This is a genomic window from Streptomyces sp. NBC_00846, assembly GCF_045207325.1.
GTDB lineage: Bacteria > Actinomycetota > Actinomycetes > Streptomycetales > Streptomycetaceae > Streptomyces.
Genome location: NZ_CP108846.1, coordinates 612,365 through 631,202, shown reverse-complemented (window position 1 = coordinate 631,202; position 18,838 = coordinate 612,365). Strand labels below are relative to the sequence as shown.

The 18,838-nt window shown below is 71.9% G+C and carries 9 protein-coding genes; 4 read left to right on the top strand and 5 right to left on the bottom strand.

What is annotated here, in order from left to right; translation table 11 throughout:
• Window positions 1-57: 57 nt before the first annotated feature.
• Window positions 58-7,278 carry a type I polyketide synthase gene (locus OG936_RS02965; protein ID WP_406492312.1) on the bottom strand — a complete coding sequence of 2,407 codons (7,221 nt, stop codon included), beginning with the start codon at window positions 7,276-7,278 and terminating at the stop codon, window positions 58-60.
• Window positions 7,279-7,740: 462 nt separating this feature from the next.
• Here OG936_RS02965 and OG936_RS02960 point away from each other — a divergent pair, with 462 nt between their 5' ends.
• Window positions 7,741-9,162 (top strand): condensation domain-containing protein, encoded by a 1,422-nt coding sequence (locus OG936_RS02960; RefSeq protein WP_406492310.1) that lies wholly within the window; start codon window positions 7,741-7,743, stop codon window positions 9,160-9,162.
• 27 nt (window positions 9,163-9,189) lie between these two features.
• Here the strand turns inward: OG936_RS02960 and OG936_RS02955 are convergent, their stop codons facing one another.
• Window positions 9,190-9,528: a hydroxyisourate hydrolase gene (locus OG936_RS02955; protein ID WP_406492309.1), complete on the bottom strand. Its 339-nt coding sequence runs from the start codon at window positions 9,526-9,528 to the stop codon at window positions 9,190-9,192.
• 249 nt (window positions 9,529-9,777) lie between these two features.
• Here OG936_RS02955 and OG936_RS02950 point away from each other — a divergent pair, with 249 nt between their 5' ends.
• Window positions 9,778-9,939: a hypothetical protein gene (locus OG936_RS02950; protein WP_406492308.1), complete on the top strand. Its 162-nt coding sequence runs from the start codon at window positions 9,778-9,780 to the stop codon at window positions 9,937-9,939.
• A 101-nt stretch (window positions 9,940-10,040) separates the two neighbouring features.
• Here OG936_RS02950 and OG936_RS02945 read toward each other — a convergent pair whose 3' ends face one another.
• The gene (locus tag OG936_RS02945) at window positions 10,041-13,313 is read right to left on the bottom strand and encodes a BTAD domain-containing putative transcriptional regulator (RefSeq protein WP_406492307.1); all 3,273 of its coding nucleotides are present in this window, start codon (window positions 13,311-13,313) and stop codon (window positions 10,041-10,043) included.
• An 851-nt stretch (window positions 13,314-14,164) separates the two neighbouring features.
• Here OG936_RS02945 and OG936_RS02940 point away from each other — a divergent pair.
• Together OG936_RS02940 and OG936_RS02935 are read left to right on the top strand one after the other, a co-directional pair.
• Window positions 14,165-15,205: a hypothetical protein gene (locus OG936_RS02940; protein WP_406492305.1), complete on the top strand. Its 1,041-nt coding sequence runs from the start codon at window positions 14,165-14,167 to the stop codon at window positions 15,203-15,205.
• A gap of 639 nt (window positions 15,206-15,844) precedes the next feature.
• The gene (locus tag OG936_RS02935) at window positions 15,845-16,735 is read left to right on the top strand and encodes a DUF6424 family protein (RefSeq protein WP_406492304.1); all 891 of its coding nucleotides are present in this window, start codon (window positions 15,845-15,847) and stop codon (window positions 16,733-16,735) included.
• A 104-nt stretch (window positions 16,736-16,839) separates the two neighbouring features.
• Here the strand turns inward: OG936_RS02935 and OG936_RS02930 are convergent, their stop codons facing one another.
• Entirely contained in the window at window positions 16,840-17,097 is a 258-nt protein-coding gene (locus OG936_RS02930) for a M23 family metallopeptidase (RefSeq protein ID WP_406500305.1), read from the bottom strand.
• Window positions 17,098-17,353: 256 nt separating this feature from the next.
• Window positions 17,354-18,745, bottom strand: a complete 1,392-nt coding sequence (locus OG936_RS02925; protein ID WP_331746122.1) for an IS1380 family transposase — start codon at window positions 18,743-18,745, stop codon at window positions 17,354-17,356.
• Window positions 18,746-18,838: the final 93 nt, after the last annotated feature.

The following is an 18,838-nucleotide window of genomic DNA, read 5'->3' as shown; positions in this document are numbered from 1 at the left end:
CATGCTCATTCCTCCGTCTGGTCGCTCACGTCTGGGTTCGGTGCGGCGGTCCGCTGGCTACAGCTGGGTGTCGATGAACTCGAAGAGGGCGTCGTCGCTGACCAGGTCGAGCTCGTCGGCCAGATCTCCGGTGGTGTGGTCGCCGCGCATCTGCCGCAGGGCGTCCCACAGCAGCGCTTCGGCGGCGTCGCGACGGCCGTCCCCGGCCCCGGTCCCGTCCTCGGGTCCGGCTGCCGGCAGGGCGGTCACGTCGTCCAGTGCCTCGCGCAGCCGGGCGAGGGCCGGGTCGGGGGCCGCGGGGCCGTCGTCGGCGGCCGACGGGGTGGCGGACCCGAGCAGCTCCGTCAGGTGGGCGGCGACGTCGGCGACGGTCGGGTGGTCGAAGACGAGGGTGGCGGCGAGGGGCAGGCCCGTCGCCATCTCCAGGTGGTCCTGGAGCTCCACGGCGCCCATGGAGTCGAAGCCCAGATCGGTAAAGGGCTTGTCGATCTCGACCTCCTCCGGCGCGCCGTGACCGAGCAGGTCGGCGGCCTTCTCCCGGACCAGCTCCAGCAGGGATTCCGGAGTGAACCCTTCCGCTCCGGTCGGGGCCACCGTCCCGGCACCGGCCCCGTGTTCCTTCCTCGGCTCGGGTACGCGTCCGGACGGGTCCTCGCCCGGCGCCCGCTCCGGGACCGGCGTACCGGTCTCCGGCGCGTCGGCTGCCGGCGTGCCCGCGGTCTCCGTGCCGAAGCCGGCCGCCGCGTGGCGCAGGGCTACGAAGACCCGGCCCACCGGGCGGTTCCGCGTATCGCGCAGCGTGAGCCGCACCCGGTCGCCTTCCCGCGACAGCCGTACCCGCAGCGCGTCGGTGCCCGCGCAGGCCACCTCCGCGGCGCTGAACGCGAACGGAACAAGCCGCGAGCCGGGCGCTTCGAGGACGAGCGGATGCAGTACGGCGTCGAGCAGCGCAGGGTGGATCAGGGAACCCTCCGCGGCCACCGCAGCCGGGAGGCGGACCTCGGCGTAGAGGTCGTCGCCCGCCCGCCACGCGGCCCGCAGGCCCCGGAACGCCGGGCCGTATCCGTATCCGGCGTCGGCCAGCCGTCCGTACCCGTCCGACAGGTCGAGCGGGCTCGCGCCGGGTGGTGGCCAGGCCGCGGCCCAGTCGGTTTCCGCGCCGTCCGTGGCGAGCGCGGCCGTCGGGCCGGCGGTGCGCCCGACGGCGTGCGGGGTCCAGGTGGCATCCGGACTGCCCGCCGGGCGGGTGTGCAGGGTCAGCGGGCGCTGCCCGAGCGGGTCCGCGGCACCCACCGTGACCTGCGCGTCCAGCGCGCCCTCGGCGGGGAGGACGACGGGGGCGGTCAGGGTGAGCGAGGCGACCTCGGTGGCCCCGGCCGCGGCGGCGGCCCGCAGGGCGAGTTCCAGCAGGGCCGTCCCCGGGACCACCGTCACGCCGCCGATCACGTGGTCGGCCAGCCAGGCGGTGGAGCGGCGCGACAGCCGGGCGTCGAGCAGCAGACCCCCGTCGGCCACCGCGGTGGTGCGGTACGCCGGCCCCGCGCCGGTTCCGCCCGTGTCGGTGAGCCAGAAGCGGCGGCGGTCGAAGGCGTAGGTGGGCAGCTCCGCGCGCGGGCCCTCGGGGAGGGCGGCCGCCCAGTCGACGGCCGTACCGGCGACGAACGCCCCGGCGAGGCCGTGCAGCAGCGCCGTGTGCTCGTCGCGTCCGCGCCGGGCGGTCGCGACGACGGCCGCCGCCCTGTCCGCCGGGCCCGCCGACCTGTCCGGTCCGCGTTCCGCGAGGCACTCGCGCAGCGGTCCGGCCAGCTGCGCCTGCGGCCCGACCTCGAGGAAGACACCGGTGCCCGCCTGTGCCAGGCGCTCGGTCAGCGGAGCGAACAGTACGGTCGCGCGGACCTGTTCCACCCAGTACTCGGGGTCGGTCCAGCGACGCCCGCCGTCCGTCGCCCGCTCGTGCGCGAGGCGTGGCTCGGCATAGGAGACGCGTTCCGCCTCCTCGCGGAAGCGGTCGAGCACCGGCTCCATCAGAGGGGAGTGGAAGGCGTGGCTGACGGTCAGCCGCTTGGTGCGCCGCCCCAGACCGGCCCAGTGCGCCGCGATCGCTTCGCAGGCGTCGAGCGTGCCGGAGACGACCACCGCGTGCGGCCCGTTGACCGCGGCGAGGGATGCCTCGTCCTCCCGGCCGACGAGGGTCGCGAGGACCTCCTCCGCCGTCGCGGAGATCGCGAACATCGCCCCGCCCTCGGGGAGTTCGTCCATCAGACGGCCCCGGGCCGCCACCAGTCCCGCCACGTCGCCCAGTTCCCACACACCGGCTGCGTACGCGGCGGCGAACTCGCCGACCGAGTGCCCGGCGACGGCGTCCACGGAGACGCCCAGTTCCCGCAGCAGCCGCCAGGAGGCCGCCTCGAAGGCGAAGAGGGCCGGTTGGGCGTACCGGGTCCGGTCGAGCAGCGCGGCCTCGGGCGTGCCCGGCCCGGCCCACATCAGATCGCGCAGCGGGCGCTCCAGATGCGGGTCGAGGGCGGCGCAGATCTCGTCCAGGGCGGCCGCGAACACGGGCTGGACCGCGTACAACTCGCGCCCCATTCCCGGCCGTTGCGATCCCTGACCGGTGAACAGCACCGCGGTGCGGGCCGGTCGGCGGGCCGTGCCGGTGACCAGACCGGGTGCGGAGTTCCCGGCCGCCAGCGCGGCGAGGGCCTCGCGCGGCTCGTCGCGGCCGGTGCCGACCACCACGGCGCGGTGCGGGAAGACGGTCCGGCCGGCCAAGGCACGGGCCGTGTCTGCCGGGTGCGGCGCGGCGGCGGCCTCGGCGAGGCGTGCCGCCTGCGCGCGCAGCGAGGCTTCGCTCTGCGCGCTCACCGGCCAGACCAGGGGCGTACCGGCGGGCTCGTCGTGGGCGTCCGCGGCCGGACCGGCCTGGGCGGGGGACTCCTCCACGATCAGATGCGCGTTCGTACCGCTGATGCCGAACGAGGAGACGGAGGCCCTCCGCGTGCGCTCGCCGCGCGGCCACGGCCGGTCCGCGGTGAGGAGCCGTACCCGGCCCTTCGCCCAGTCGGCGCGGGGCGTGGGCCGCTCGGCGTGCAGGCCGGCCGGCAGCAGCTCGTGCCGCAGGGCCTGGACCATCTTGATGACACCGGCCACGCCGGCCGCAGCCTGGGTGTGCCCGATGTTGGACTTCACCGAGCCCAGCCACACCGGGTGCGATGTCTGGTCGGCGGCCGGTCGTCCGTAGGTGTCGATCAGGGCGTTGGCCTCGACCGGGTCGCCCAGCTTGGTGCCGGTGCCGTGGGCCTCGACGGCGTCCACGTCGTCGGTGGTGAGCCCGGCGTCGGCGAGCGCGCCGAGCACCACCTGGCGCTGGGCCTGGCCGTCGGGGGCGGTCAGGCCGTTGCTGGCGCCGTCCTGGTTGACGGCGGTGCCCCGGATCACCGCCAGTACCGGGTGCCCGTTGCGGCGGGCGTCGCAGAGCCGCTCCAGCACCAGCACGCCGGCGCCCTCACCGAAGGAGGTGCCGTCGGCGGCGTCGGAGAACGGCTTGGCCCGGCCGTCGGCGGCGAGACCGCCCTGCTTGCTGAACTCGACCAGCAGGCCCGGGGTGGACATCACGGTGACACCGCCGGCCAGCGCCAGCGGGCACTCCCCGGCACGCAGCGCCCGTACCGCCAGGTGAACGGCGACCAGGGACGAGGAGCAGGCGGTGTCCACGGTGAGGGCGGGGCCACGCAGGCCGAGGCTGTAGGCGATCCGGCCGGAGACCACGCTGGACGCGGTGCCGGTGAGCAGGTGGCCGTCGGTCCCGCCGGCCGGCTGGTGCAGCCGGGGGCCGTAGTCGGAGGCCATCGCGCCGGCGAACACGCCGACCGGCCGCCCCTCCAGTGACGCCGGGTCGATCCCGGCCCGCTCCAGAGCTTCCCAGCAGGTCTCCAGGAGCAACCGCTGCTGCGGATCCATGGCCAGGGCCTCGCGCGGGCCGATGCCGAAGAAGGCGGCGTCGAAGAGCGAGGCCTCGCGGAGGAACCCGCCTGCCGTGGTGGCGCACGGACCGGGCCGACCGGGTCGCTCTCCGGTGAGGGCGTCCAGGTCCCACCCGCGGTCGTCCGGCAGCGGGCCGACGGCCTCCGTGCCGTCGGCGACCAGCCGCCACAGCTTCTCCGGGGTGTCCGCCCCGCCCGGGTAGCGGCAGCCCATCGCCACGATCGCGATCGGCTCGGCGTCGTCGCCGTCCTCGGTGCCGGGGGCGTCGTGGACGTCCTCGGCCGGGGCGGTGTCGTCCGCCTGCCCGGCGACGAGAACGGCCAGATGGGCGGCGAGCCGGGCGGGCGTCGGGTATTCGAAGATCAGGGTGCTGGGCAGGGGCAGCCCGGTCGCGGCCCCGAGCCGGTTGCGCAGGTCGACGGTGCCCTGGGAGTCGAGGCCCAGGTCCCTGAAGCTGCGGCCGGGGTCGATGACGGAGGCGTCCGCGTGGCCCAGGACGACGGCGGTGGCGGTCACCACGAGCTCGCGTACGGCGGTGGAGGCCCGCCCCGCGAGGACGGCGGCCGGCGCCAAGGGAACCGGCGCCGTCGCCGGGTCCCGCCGGGCCGTACGGCGACGGGTGCCGGGCGCGCCGTCCAGCCAGTGCCGTTCCCGCTGGAAGGCATAGGTGGGCAGGTCCACCACGGCCGAGCCCGCCGGGGCCGCCTCCGGCGCCCAGTCGACGTCCGCCCCCCGGACGTGGGCCTCGGCGAGGGCGCGCAGCAGCTGCGCGGGGCCGCCCGCGTCACGGCGCAGCGTGCCGACGGCGGCGGCCTCCCGCCCCTCCGCCTCCGCCGTCTGCTCGATCGCGCCGCAGAGCACGGGGTGCGGGGTGCACTCCACGAAGAGCGCGCACCCGTCGGCGAGCGCGGCCCGGGTGGCGTCGGCGAACCGTACCGGCGAGCGCAGGCTGCGGTACCAGTGCTCGGCGTCCAGACCGGCGGTGTTCAGCAGGCCACCGGTCAGCGAGGAGTAGAACGGCACGGACACCGGGCGCGGGCGGACCGGGGCAAGGGCTTCGAGGAGCTCGTCGCGGATCGCTTCCACGGCGGGGGAGTGGGAGGCGTAGGCGACGGGCAGGATCCGCACCCGGACGCCGTCCGCGTCCAGCGCGGCGGCGAACGCGTTCAGATCGTCCACCGGTCCGGAGACCACGGTCGCCGACGGGCTGTTGACGACGCTCACGCACAGACCGCCGTAGGCCGACGTGCGGTCGAGGCGCGCCTGGACCTGCTCCGCGGACAGGGCCGCCGAGAGCATGCCGCCCCCGTCGAGGGCGCGCAGCAGCCGGCTGCGGACCGCGACGATCCGGGCGGCGTCGTCCAGGCCGAGGGCGCCGATCACGGTGGCGGCGGCGATCTCACCCTGCGAGTGGCCCAGCACCGCGTCCGGTTCCACGCCGCGCGAGCGCCACAGCGCGGCGAGCGAGACGGTCACCGCCCACAGCGCGGGCTGCACGACGTCGTCCCCGTCGAGACCGGGCGATCCGGGGGCCTCACGCAGTACATCGCGCAGGTCGAAGTCGGTGTACGGGGCGAGCGCGCGGGCGCAGTCGGCCAGCCGGTCGGCGAACGGGCCCGGTACGTCCATGAGTTCGCGGGCCATCCCGGCCCACTGCGAGCCCTGCCCGGAGAAGACGAACACCCGCCGGCCGCCGAGCACACGTCCCTCGACCACCGCCGCCCCCGGCAGACCCGCGGCCAACTCTTCCGCACCCGCGCCGAGTTCCGTATGCGCGTCGGGGCCGGAGCCAATGATCACCGCGCGGTGTTCGAACCGGGACCGGGTGCGCAGCAGGGACACCGCCACGTCCTCGGCCCGCAGACCGGGACGGGTGTCCAGGTGCTCGGCCAGCCGGCCGGCCTGGCCCCGCAGCGCGGCGGCCGAACGGGCCGACAGCGTCCACACCGTGGGACCCTCCGCCGGCCGTGCCGCCTCGGGCGCGACGGCCGTCGCGGGCGCCGCCGCATGCGGGGCGGGGGCCACGATCAGGTGGGCGTTGGTGCCGCCCATCCCGAACGCGCTGACCCCCGCCACGCGCCCGGCCGGCCAGGGTCGGGCGCCGGCCACGACCTCCAGGCCCAGCTCGGCCAGCGGGATGCGGGGGTTGGGGGAGAGGAAGTTGAGGCTGGCCGGCAGCACACCGTGGCGCAGCGACAGGGCCGTCTTGAGCAGCCCGGCGATGCCCGCAGCGCCCTCCAGATGACCGATGTTGGTCTTGACCGAGCCGACCAGCAAGGGCTCGGACGGCTCGTCGCCGCCGGCGGTCAGCCCGGCGCCGAAGACCGCGCCGAGCGCCGCCGCCTCCACCGGGTCACCGACCGCCGTGCCGGTGCCGTGCAGCTCCACGTACGCCACGTCGGCCGGGCGCACGCCCGCCGCCGCGCAGGCCTGCTCGACCACCTGCCGCTGCGCGTCCGCGTCCGGGACCGTCAGGTGTTCGCCGGTGCCGTTGTTGACCGCGCCGCCCAGGATCAGGCAGTGCACGCCGTCCCCGTCGGCGAGCGCCGCCGACAGCGGCTTGAGGACGACGAGGCCGCCGCCCTCACCGCGTACGTAGCCGTTGGCCCGGTCGTCGAAGGTGTGGCAGCGGCCGTCCGGGGAGAGCGCGCCGAACCGGTCCAGCGCCTCGTCGGTCTCCGCCAGGAGATTGAGGTTGACGCCGCCGGCCAGGGCCATGGACACAGTGCCGCGCCGCAGTTCCTCACAGGCCAGCTGGACCGCGACCAGCGATGAGGACTGACCGGAGTCGACGGTCAGGCTCGGGCCCCGCAGTCCGAGCAGGTGCGAGACGCGGTTGGCGATCAGGCTGCGGTGCGTGCCCGTGACGTCGTGCCGCCCACCGCCCCCGGCACGGTCGTGCAGCAGGGCGTACTCGCCGGTGATCGCGCCGACGAACACCCCGGCCGGGCTGCCCTCCAGCGTGGCGGGCACGATCCGCGCCTGCTCCAGCGCCTCCCAGGCCAGCTCCAGTACGAGACGTTGCTGCGGGTCCATGGCGGCGGCCTCGGCCGGCGAGATCCCGAAGAAGGCCGCGTCGAACCGGTCCACCTCCGGGAGGAAGGCACCCAAGCGGGGACCGTCCGTCCGGCGGTCCGCCGGAGCCATGCCCACGGCATCCCGGCCCTCGCTCAGCAGCGACCAGTACGCCTCGGGGGTGCCCGCGCCCGGCAGACGACAGGCCATGCCGACGACGGCGATCGGCTCGCCGGCCGCAGGCCGTGCGGCCGAGGACCGTGCGGGGGGAACGGACATGACCCACCTTCCTTTTGTGGGCGCTGAATACTGCTCGCCGATTCGAGAGAACAAGCGCATAGACAAGCCCATGAGGAAATGAACGAATTTACCGGGAACGGTGTTCGCGGCCGACCGGGATCCGGTTTTCCGAGATCGCTAGAAGACAGGCATCGCCCCTGCTGGGTCAAGAATGTTCAGCGTGGATGCGATGGCAATGAGTGGCTGTCATTTGCTGCCAACGCACGTGCGTTGACGCTGACCGGCGGCCGTTCGTCAATGGGACGACGACCCGTCCGGGAATTCCCGGGAAGGTACCGGAAATCTGGCAGGAGAGGGGGCGAAGCACATGCGCAAGGTCGTCTGCACCTGACACCGCGAAGACGCAGCATGGAGAGTGCGGCCCGCGCGCCCGGCCCCCGGGCCGGAACGCGGGCGCACCGCGCCCCTCCCCACCGGTCCGCCCTACCTCATGGAGAACCCATGGCCGCCGACGCGCCCCTCACGTTCGGGCAGTTGTCCACTTGGCGTTCGATCGAGACCTTTTCCGCCGACCGGCTGATGGAGGTCAACGTCCCCGCCCTGTGGAACATCAGCGGCCTCACCGAGGACGGTGTCGAGCGTGCCCTGCGCGCCCTGACCGCCCGTCACGAGGCGCTGCGCACCACCTTCCACACGGACTCGGCCGGCCGGCCCTTCCAGCGGGTGCACGACGAAACGCCCTTTCCGCTCACCCGGGTCGACCTGCCCCGCCTCGACGGCGCCGCGGCGATGCGGGTGCTGCGGGACCTGTACGCGACGCCCTTCCCGGTCGTCGGCGACCTCGGACGCCACGCCACCTTGATCCGGGTCGCCGGACGGCCCGCCTGGCTGGCCGTGTCGATGTCCCACATGGTGGTCGACGTCTGGGCGGTCCGGGCGCTGGAGACCGAACTCCGCGCCCTCGCCGAGGGCGCGCAACCCGGACCCGCCCCCGTTCCCCGGGAGCTCGCGCTGCTCCAGCACGGCGAGAAGTGGGCCTCCCGCCGCCGCGGCGCGGACCGCTACTGGCAGAAGGTGCTGGACACCGCCCTTCCGCACAACCTGCCGCTCGGGCCGGCCAGGGGCCCGGACGAACGCCGGGTGCAGGCCACCTTCTCCTCCCACGTCCTGGCCGCCCTGGTGGCGGAGTCGTCCCGCACGCACAAGGTCTCCCCGCAGAGCCTGCTCACCGCACTGACTGCGCTCGCCCTCGCCGGCCACCTCGACCACGACCGGGTGACCCTCAGCGTGATGTGCGCCAACCGGTTCGACCCCGCGTGGCTGCCCCTGGTCAGCACCATGAACCAGCTGGTGCCGCTGACACTCGCCGTGGACCGGGACACCCCGGTGTCGGCGTTCGTCAAACGCGCCCATCTGACAGCCCTGCTGGCCTACCGGCACGGCTGCTACGACGTGGACAGCGCCGCCCGTCTGGGCGCCGAGGCCGCGGTGGGGGACGACACGCTCTTCCGCCACGACTGCTGGTTCAACTACGTCACCTCCCCGGCCCCGCCGGAGGACCCGGGCACCGCTCCGCTCGCCACGGGCGACGCCCCGGTGCCCGACGCCGTGCTGGAGTGGTCCTCGCCGCCCCGGCACGCCGGGCACCCGTTCTATCTGCGGGTCAACAGCGACGGGGCGCGATACATGGAGATGACCATGCGGGTGGATCCGGACCTGATCTCCCCCCAGGCGGTGTCCCGGCTGCTGCGCACCGTCGTGGTGGGTGTGCGGCGGCTGCTCGTCGAGCCGGACACCACGCTGGGCGCGCTCACCGACGGCGTGGCGGGCGAGCGGCTCGGCCCGGCCCTCTTCCCCGCCGCACCGGATCCGTGCCCGCCCGCCGGGCACGACGTACGTGACCTGGTCGCCCTGCCCCGCTGACCGGTCGGGTACGGCGGCCCGCCGCGCTCAGTTGCCTCGATAGGCGACGATGGAGTGGGCGGAGATCACCAGCGGCAGGGACAGCCGCACATCCGGCTCCACCACCCTCACCTCCACGGTGAGCCGCGGAAAGAGAGGAACCACACCGAGCGCCGCGTAATAGGCGTCGAGATCGCACTCGATCCGGTAGACCGCCGAACCGGACCGCACTTCGGACGGGGGCGGCACCACCAGCACCCCCTCCGGGTCGGTGCGCCCCCGCACCACTTCCTGCCAGCCGTCCTCCGCGCGACGGCTCAACAGGACATCGACGTCGGCCGCCGGGACACCGAACGACGTGTCCACGATGCGGACATCCACAGTCATGCGCTCACCACTTCCGATCCGGGGCGGCCGCCGCCAGCCGGACGGGCCCTGCCAGCAGGCTAGGAAGGGCCGGCATCGTCGCGCTGTCGGTCCGCTGTTTCGTGGGGAAGAGGCAAACAGCGGAGCGGCGGCGGACCGATGCCCAGTGGGAGTCGGTCCGAAAGCGACCTGCCCCACGATCGGTGTCATCAAAGGCGGCCGGCCCACCCGGGGCGGCGGCACCCGGAACGGTCTCAAGGAGATGGCACCATGACGGCTCACTTCCTGCTCCGCCGTGTCACGCCCGGCACGCTGGCCCTCGTGGCCCTCCTTACGGGCGGTGCCGCCGCGACAGCGCCCACCGCTCCGACGACGGTCGTCGCGGCCGACCACACCCCGATCGACCGCATCTCCAACACCATCTGGGACTGACCGCTTCGGACCGCTCCCTGCCGCTTGCCCCCGGCGCACCGCGCGCCCGGGGGCAAGCGGTGTGCCGGGAGCGGGAAGCCGGCGGCCGGAGCCCGGGGGAGTCAGTGCCCGGCCGCCTCGGTCACGGCGCTGCCCGTCGCTCCGGACGAACACGGCCGGTCGCCCAGCAAAAGACCTATCTCGTCCGACAGCTCCACGCAGCCGCTGCCCACCCGCAGCTTCACCAGGATGTCCCGCGCGGTCAGCCAGTCCGCCCTCGCCGCGGCGGCTTCCCCGGCCGCCGCCCGGGCCCTGCCCCGCGCCACCATGGCCTCCGCCCGCTGCAGCGGCGCCCCGATGGCCTCGAAGCCGGCCAGCGCCCGCTCCGCGTACGCGCGTGCCGCCTGGACGTCGTCCGGCAGCGATGCCGAACTCAGCGCCAGCGCGATCTTGGACTCCGCCAGTCGTGCGCCGGACACCGTTGCCAGCTCCCGCGCCTCCACCAGCACCGCCCGGGCCTTGCCCTGGCGGCCCCGACGCACTTCGACCGTGGCCAGGCCCAGCAGCGCGTAGCACTCCCCGACCCGGTCCCGGGCCGCCCGCGCGCTCGACAGCACGAACGCGTACGCCTCGGCGGCCTCGGACAGCCGTCCCATGGCCAGGTGCAGCCCGCCCATCCGGTTGCGCACCTGCGCCGCGACCCGCCGGTTGCCCACGGCCACGCAGATGGCGTCCGCCCGGTTCAGCAGCGCCAGCGCGGTGTCCGGCTCGCCCATGTCCAGCCGGGTCTGCGCCAGGCTGTTCAACACATGGGCCTCGGCGACGCGATCGCCCGACTCCTGGAACACCGCCAGTGCCGCCTCCCAGCGGACCTGAGCGGAGAGCAGGTCGCCGGTCAGCCGGTCCAGGTACGCGCTGTTGCGCAGCGTCAGCGCCGCCCCGGACTCGTCGCCCAGCTCCCGGTAGAGCTCGTACGCCCGGTCCAGTTGCCGCCGCCCGGGCTCCGCCGACTGCTCGAACATGTGCAGGGAGCCCAGCGAGTACCGCATCGCGGCCTCACCGTAGGTGTTCCCCGCCTGGCACACGGCCTCCAGGGCGACCTCGTGCGTCTCCCGCCAGTCGTCGAAGTAACAGCGCGCCTCGAAGAGCGTGACCGCGCTGAGCGCCAGATCCCAGCTGTGCTCCACCAGTCCCGCCGCGGCCGCGTGCCGTACCGCCGCGACGATCGTGGAGCGCTCCTGCTCGAACCAGTCCAGCGGGTCGGACAGCAGACGCTCCACCAGCCGTTCCGGCAGCGGCCAGCGACTGGCCCCGCTGGGTTGCTCCAGGAAGCCGCCCGCGTACTCGCGCCGGTGCGCCTCCCGGGCGAGCGAGAGCAGCGCGCCCAGCCAGCGTTCGAGCGCGGCGCCGCGCTCCTGCGCGCTCTCCTCGGCCAGCTGCTCCTGTGCGAACGGGCGGGTGATGTCGTGGAAGCCGTACCGGACCTCGCCGTCGGGGACCGGGGTCGCTTTGATGAGATAGGCCTCCGCGAGGACCTCCAGAGCTTCCTGCGCGCGCAGCGCGTCGACGTCCAGCAGCGGGGAGCCGACCCAGGCGGGGAAGTTCGGTACGTCGAGCAGAGCCAGCCGGCGGAACAGCAGTCTGGCGTCGTCGGGCAGGCTGTCATAGGTGAGCGAGGTACTGGCCCGTACCGTCATCTCGCCGTGGCTCAGCTCGTCCAGGCGGTGGGACTCGTCCATCAGACGGTGCACCAGGGCGGCGACCGTCCAGTGCGGCCGGGCCGCCAGCCGGGCCGCGCAGATCCGCAGCGCCAGCGGCAGTCCGCCGCACAGCCGGGCCAGCTCCGCCACGCTCTCCGGGTCGGTCACCCGCTCCGGACCGATGAACCGGGTGAGCAGATCCACCGCTCCCTGTTCGTTCAGCGTGTCGAGCTCCAGCTGTCTGGTCGAAGGCAGCCCGGTCAGGCGACGCCGACTGGTCACCAGGACCGCGCAGTCGGCCGTGCCGGGCAGGAGGGCGGACACCTGCCGTACCGTCATGGCGTCGTCCAGGACGGTCAGAATACGGCGGCCGCTGACCAGGTTGCGGAACAGTTCGGCCCGTTCCTCCAGGGTCTTCGGCAGGCTCAGACCGACCACGCCCAGCGCCCGCAGGAACCGCTCCAGGACGACCGAGGGGCTCACCGGCCGGTCCCCGGAGCGCAGTTCCGCGTAGAGGCAGCCGTCCGGGAACTGGGCCGCGAGGCGGTGGGCGACGTGCACGGCGAGCGTCGATTTGCCCGCGCCGCCGGGCCCGAAGACCACACAGACCGGAACGGCGTTGTCGAAGCCGACGACCTGCCCAGGACCCGGGGCCGTCCGACCGGCCTGGCGGGGTGTCAGCCGCGTCAGGATGGTGTCGACAGCCTCCGCCCGTCCGGTGAAGTCCGGTATGGCGGCGGGCAGGAGGTTCGGTCTTCGGAACGCGGGAGCGGACGGAAGGACCGCCCAGGGGGACAGGGCGGCGTCCTGGCCCGGGGACGGCTCCGTGGCGCCCCCCGGCGTGCCCGCGGCGTCGCGCGTGGAGTGGTCCGGGGCCGGCGCGTCGACGGGATGCGGGGCGGCGTGGGTGGCCCCGCCGTGGGGCGCTTCGGGACGGGCGGAGTCGGGGCCGGACGCCGCGTGGCTCCTCGGGCCGACGGCGCCGTCGCCGGACAGCAGCCCCGCGTGCAGGGCGCGGAGTTCGCCGCCGGGGGTGATCCCCAGCTCGTTGCGGAGAACCTTGTACGCGGCCCGGTAGGCGTCCAGCGCCTCCGCCTTGCGTCCCGAGGCGTGCAGGGCGCTCATCAGCAGCGCCCAGAAGCGCTCGTGCAGGGGGTGCTCGGCGACCAGGGCGCGTAATTCGCCGATCACCTCGTGATGTTCACCGGCGTCCAGAGCGCACTCGAGGCACTCCCCGGTCACGGACAGCCGCCGCTCGTCGAGCCGGCTCACGGCCTGACGCACCAGGGGGCTGTCGACATCAGCGAATGCGGGGCCCCGCCACAGCGCCAGCGCCGAGCGGAACAGGCCCATGGCGCGCGCCAGGTCGGCCTCCACCCGCGCGGCCCGCGCCTCGCGGGCGCGCGCCTCGAAGTCGTTCACATCGAAGTGGTGTCCGGTGACGCGGAGCAGATAGCCGGGGCGGCGGGTCTCTATCAGGTCCCCGGCACCGACCTCGTCGAGGCGGCGGCGCAACGCGGAGACGCAGAACTGGATCTGGCCCCGGGCGGTGGCGGGCGGCTCGTCGTCCCAGACCGCGTCGATCAGCCGGCATACGGGCACCACGTGCCCTGCCTCAAGGAGCAGCAACGCCAGAACGGTCCGCTCGCGCGTGCCGCCGAGCGGGACCGTGCGTCCTGAGGACGAGACATCCAAGTGCCCCAGGATGCATATGTCCAGAGGTTCTCTTCCGCTGCGCTCGCCGGCCACCGTCATATGAGCTACTCATCCCCCGCCAGGTGAAGGTTGCGTGTGCGCCGCATGATGCATCGTCATGTTAGCGAGCTTTTTCGGTCGATCAATGAAGAGCGGTTGACTTTTTTTCTACGGTCCGCATCAGTCACGCGTCCAGGAGTCGCTGACGGACCGAAGGCTCGGAACACGCTGAAGTAGGCGGGTAAATCCGCCACTTCCGCCCGGCCTCCGACTTCGTGCGACCCCGCACGGCAGGCTCTTCTTTCGGACAGTCGGCTCCGCGGACTCACCTCAAGGTGATCCGTCGCGCCTGGCGAGGTTGGCGATCAGTTCGGCACGGGTCCGGTGCTCGTGCGCGATCCAAAGGGGGGCGCGCAGTTGTTGGAGAGGCTCCGGCTAGGTGGCAGGCCGGTCTCGCCGACGCCGCGCGCACGTACACGGAGCACCACGCCGTCCGGACGGCGTGGTGCCGAGCGTGATCAACGCGACGGTTCCGTCCCGGAACGTCTCACAGCACGGGCGCTGCCTCCGGCACTACGCGCATACCCAGCCCCCGCACCCGGTAGATGCACATGTCGTCGCCCCACAGCGACGCGTCCGCCACGGCATGGGGCCCCGCGTGTCTGTGCCGCTCTCCACGATGTCTATGTCCACCCGGATCAGCCGGTTGGCCGGGGTGATCCGGCCGCGGTACGTCCAGGCCGCCTCGCGGCCGGGCAGCCGGCTTGGGTGGCTGCGGGGGTCCGGAGTCGTGCCACCCTAACGGCCCAATTCCAGTGGCCTCAGCCCACCTTAAAGCCTCCAATGGGGCTATGGAAAAGGGAGAGCTTGACTCCGATGATGACGTGGCTGGAAAAGGAAAGTCATCCTGGGCGCAACGCATCACCGCACACGTGGCCCATCTCCAGGCGCTACTCAACAGGAGGGAAGAGGTATCTGAACTTTCGTGCGGTGATAAAAAGATAGCGGAGAAAATAAAAACCCATCTCACTGTGGCACGAAATGCGGCCGGAGGCTGGAAGACTCCCATTTCAACGTTGACCGGTTCTCGCGTCGATCGAGCATACTCCAACGTGCACAAGGCTGAGGTGAAGCTCCTTAAGCTGGTGCCTGCAGATGCAGATGAAGGTGAACTGAAGTGGGCTGGGATCGTTGTCCTTGCTCAGGCCAGGCAGCACCTCGGTCCGAGCGATCCCAGGCTGGTGGCGCTGGAAGATCGCTTGAAGAACAACGGGCAGGAAATGGGGCCGGACTTGAAAGAGCTGGCCATCGCCACCCTACTTGCTGCACACGAAGCGGAAGAAGCAGAAAGAGCCCAGGCCCGGAGCTTCCTTAATATCCTCCTGGTTACATTCATGGCCACCAGCGTCGTAGCTGCGCTGTTCATCGTGTGGAATTTCAGGGGCAATATGACAATATCTGCTCTCCTTTGCTTCAGTCCCTCTACTGGGCAAGTTTGTCCAACGGGTAAAAGTGAAAGCAGGATCGATGTCCTGCTTGTGGAGGGTATCGGTGCCGGCGCAGCAGGCTTGGCGGGATCGCTCGCAATTCGAAAAATCCGAGGCACAAACACTCCATATTCAATTCCCGCTATGCTCATCCTCCTGAGGCTCCCCATCGGGGCCCTGTCGGCCTTGTTCGGAATAATGCTCATCAATGGTGAAGTTATTCCTGGCCTCTCGAATTTGGACTCCACTCCCCAGATTGCCGCCTGGGCAATTATATTCGGAATCGCGCAGGAGTCGGTTACGCGATTGATCGACGCTCAAGGAAACAAAGTGCTGGGAAACGTGCGTGGCCCGGAACGGGGTTTCGAAGCTGGAACGCGTGCTGACCTTGGAGGCCGTGGTTGACGAGTCGGCTATGTGCGGCAATGCCAGATGTATGGGGAATCGAACTGGCAGGCGGCTCAGCCTGGTTGAGGCGGAGCGGTGGCGTCTGCAGGCGACCGATTTATTCGAACAAGGGAGGCGGCAGGTATCGTGAAGACGGCCTCGCCCCGATCATCGACGTCAAGGGCCGCGCAAGCGGCGACCGGCGCGGGGTTGCGCAGGCAGGCCTCGATGCGGGATGCCGAACGACCTTGTCCCGGCCGAGCTTTGTGCGGCACAGCCGGCTTACCTGTTCGATCGAGCCCAGACGCAAGGTCTGCAGCCGTGGCGTTCAGGGCGCCGGTCGGCATGAACCTCATGGTGGCGCTGTGACGTCAGGATGCTGCCGATCGCGGCGGACCTGGCCGGCCAGGTCGAGACAGCCGGGTTGGTTCCGGTTGAGCCGCCACTCGATACTGACGCTCTGTCAGGCCCTCCGGGAACCGATCAACATCGTCGGCAGCGGCAGACCTCTCGATCTCCACCCCCCGGTCCAACGAACCACCGCTGGATCATCGGCTGCTCGGGTTGGCGTACCTCCGACCTTGGCGGACGATGAAGAGGGGGGCACTCGGCGCCGTGGGCCGGACACGGACCGCGGTCGGCACGTGGAGGTCGGACATGGCTCGAGCCGGTTCCCTTGCATCGTCCCCGATTCCCGATTCGCTCAAGCCCGGCGGGATCGAGTCGGAGAACCATCCCTGGAAGATACGGCTGGTCGAGCACCCCAAGCGCTTCGAGTCGTCGTTCTTCCGCGCCGCGAAAAAGACGGCGCACAAGATTCTCGACGAGATCAGCGACACGGATCTGCCGTACGGGTCCCGGCCCGTCGGCTCCGAGCACTGGGAGATGCACCACGGAGGCAGCCTCTGGGTCAAGGGAGCGGGCGGCTGGCGGATGTACCGGGCCCGGGTGGGCATCGAGTGGAGCATGCAGTTCTGCGCTGAGCCGGTGAAGGTCGACCGGCTCAGGAACGAGGCGGCCGAACTCATCGATGCCTTCCCACTGACCCTGCCCGCCCTCGCCGAGCTGGGATACGAGGAGGCCGACGCACTGCTGCGCACCCCGATCAAGGACGCGGACGGTGTGGAGGCGTGGACCGACTCGCTGTTCAACGCGTGCGTGCCCATGACCCACGGCAACCATCAGGGGATTCTGCCCAATGTGCCCGGTGAGCACCACTACCCCTGGCCCGTCAAGGGGGCGGACTTCGTCCGGTACGACGACTTCCAGCTGTGGGTGACCCTGCCTGACGGTACCCACGGTGCCGTCGCTCCGGTGGACCGGCGGGGTTCCGGAGACGGACACGTCCGCCTGGTGCACGTCCCTGAGGGCAGCAGGGCGGCGGAGACAGTGGCCGAGGCGCAGGAGCAGGGGCTGATGGCGGTCCTGCCGCCGAACAGCTCCGCCGCGCTCCAAGCGTTCGCCGAGCAGATCGACCCCGGACGACGCACCGCGGCCGGCGCCCTGGCTACGGGCCGGGCGCGCGGAAACGGCCGAGGTTCCCGCTAGGCCCAGGCCCGCCGGACGAGGAGCCGATATGCCGCGCCGGCCGCGCCGCAGGATCGTCACGCGCCGCAGGATCGTCATCTGCCTCGACGGGACGAGACGAGCAATCAGGTCGGCGCCTGCCGCCCGGCAGCGCAGGACGGCAGGCAACGTCGGACGTCACCAGTGGGGATCACAACGTCGGACCCGAAACGACCACCGGCCGGGCGCTTTTCGAAGTGCAGATGGGGTCCGGTGGCGTTCCCGGTCGAGCCTACTTCGGCGACCCGTTGCCCGGCCCGAACGGATAGATTCGGTTCGTCGTACCTTCCTGGTGATCTTCGGCGAAGGTGCCGGGAATCACCTGCGCATACCCGCGGGAGCAGTTGAGTCTTGCTCCGTCCACCTGCCGCGGCCCCGTGGCGTTCACGTCGTCCTGATTCACCGCGTTGGCATCGAAACCCGACTCCCGCTGTATGAGCCTGGATCCACCGGGTGGATTTCGGGGTGAGGGTTTCGGCGGATTTTTGGTCCTCGCGGAGTTGACCGGTGGTTTCGGGTGTCGGGTGTCCGCTGGTCTGCCCAGCTTTTCCACGTGTCTGCAGGTATCGGGCCCTCTCGGGCGGGTCGTTTCAGGGAGCGTCAGCCGACTGGTGGTGGCGCGTGCGTGGCGGTGAACAGCTGGATGAACTCGCTTTCCCAGGGCCAGTGTTGGGGCAGGTGGAGGGTGAGGTGGCGTGCTGAGCGGGCCAGACGTGCGGGGACGTTGATCAGGTGGTCGCGGATCGTCGCGGTGGTCGCGCGGGCATGGAACGCGCAGGCCAGGGCCCCGGCGGCGCGGGTCAGGTTGTGGGCGAGGGCGGCGAGCGTGAGCCAGGCGGCGTTCGCCTGGAAGTGCCCGGAGGGGGCGTGCGCGAAGGCGCTGTTCTTGACGTCCGCGATCACCTGCTCCACCACGGCGTGCCGTCGGTGATCACGCTCGGCGTCGATCAGGGTGAGCGGGGAGTCGGTGAACGCGGCGTGGTAGCGCCAGGTATCGAAGAGCGTGCCCTGTCCCTCGGGCAGGGCCGCGGGGTTGAGCCGCTTCACCCTGCGCACGATCAATCGGGCGGTGACCTGCTGTTTCTTTGGCTTGGAGGTGAAGGCGGTGTAGGTGGTCTCGGCTATCTCCGCGTCCGAGATCCAGCACTGTCCCTCCTCGTCCCAGACCGCCTTGGGGTACTTGATCGCCGTCCACGCGCTCTCGCCGATGGCCGCGATGGCGGTCTTGACCGAGGCGTTCATCCGCGCCGTGACGGAGAACCGGGCGTCCGCGGCCCGGCAGGCGTTCACCACGTCAGCGCCGTAGAACGCGGAGTCGGCACGCACGATCAGCAGGCCGCCGGCCCCGCAGGTGCGGGCGGCGCGGATGGTCTCGGCAACGAACCCGGCCGCACCGCGTGCCGAGTTCGTGGGCCCCTTGCGCAGGCGGGTGGCAGCGATCACCGGTGCGGCGAGCGGGGTGGAGATGATCCCGAGCAGCGCGTTCAGGCCCTTGACCTTGCTGTATCCGTAACCGGCACCCTGCTTGGCATAGCCGTAGGTACGGCGGATCGTGTCGTCAATGTCCACATAAGCCACCGCCTGCGCGCCGGGCAGCAGCCCGGTGTGCGCGGCCAGGGCGGGTAGGAACCGCCGGGCCACGGCATGCAGTTGCTTCACATGACCGTGGGTGAAGGAACGCAGGAACGAGCCCAGCGTGGACGGCGCCCGCACCCCGGTGAACAGCCGGGACAGTCCGCCGTGCCGCAACCGGTCCATGTCATCGAAGCTGTCCGCACCCGCGACCATGCCGCCGACCAGCGACATCACCTTCGCCGCCGGGAAAGAACCCGTGCCGTCCCTCGAGACCGGCAGCTTCACCAGGCCCTCGACCAGCGCGGGCAGTCCGCACCGCTCGGCCAGACGCGCCACCGGCTCAAGCCCGCCGTACGCGACGAGATTCGGGTCATCGAACCGTGCGGAGACCATCGCGGCGGCATGGGAAGATTGCATCTCGGAAGTGCCTTGTCGATCGTGCCTGATGTGGTCCTAGAGAAACCCCATCATCGCAGGTCACAAGGCACTTCCTCGTTTCCGTGAGAGTCA

Coding starts and splice junctions, on each gene's coding strand:
- OG936_RS02940 (WP_406492305.1), top strand. CDS start 14,165: ATGGAAAAGGGAGAGCTTGACTCCGATGATGACGTGGCTGGAAAAGGA.
- OG936_RS02955 (WP_406492309.1), bottom strand. CDS start 9,528: ATGACTGTGGATGTCCGCATCGTGGACACGTCGTTCGGTGTCCCGGCG.
- OG936_RS02935 (WP_406492304.1), top strand. CDS start 15,845: ATGGCTCGAGCCGGTTCCCTTGCATCGTCCCCGATTCCCGATTCGCTC.
- OG936_RS02925 (WP_331746122.1), bottom strand. CDS start 18,745: ATGCAATCTTCCCATGCCGCCGCGATGGTCTCCGCACGGTTCGATGAC.
- OG936_RS02950 (WP_406492308.1), top strand. CDS start 9,778: ATGACGGCTCACTTCCTGCTCCGCCGTGTCACGCCCGGCACGCTGGCC.
- OG936_RS02960 (WP_406492310.1), top strand. CDS start 7,741: ATGGCCGCCGACGCGCCCCTCACGTTCGGGCAGTTGTCCACTTGGCGT.
- OG936_RS02965 (WP_406492312.1), bottom strand. CDS start 7,278: ATGTCCGTTCCCCCCGCACGGTCCTCGGCCGCACGGCCTGCGGCCGGC.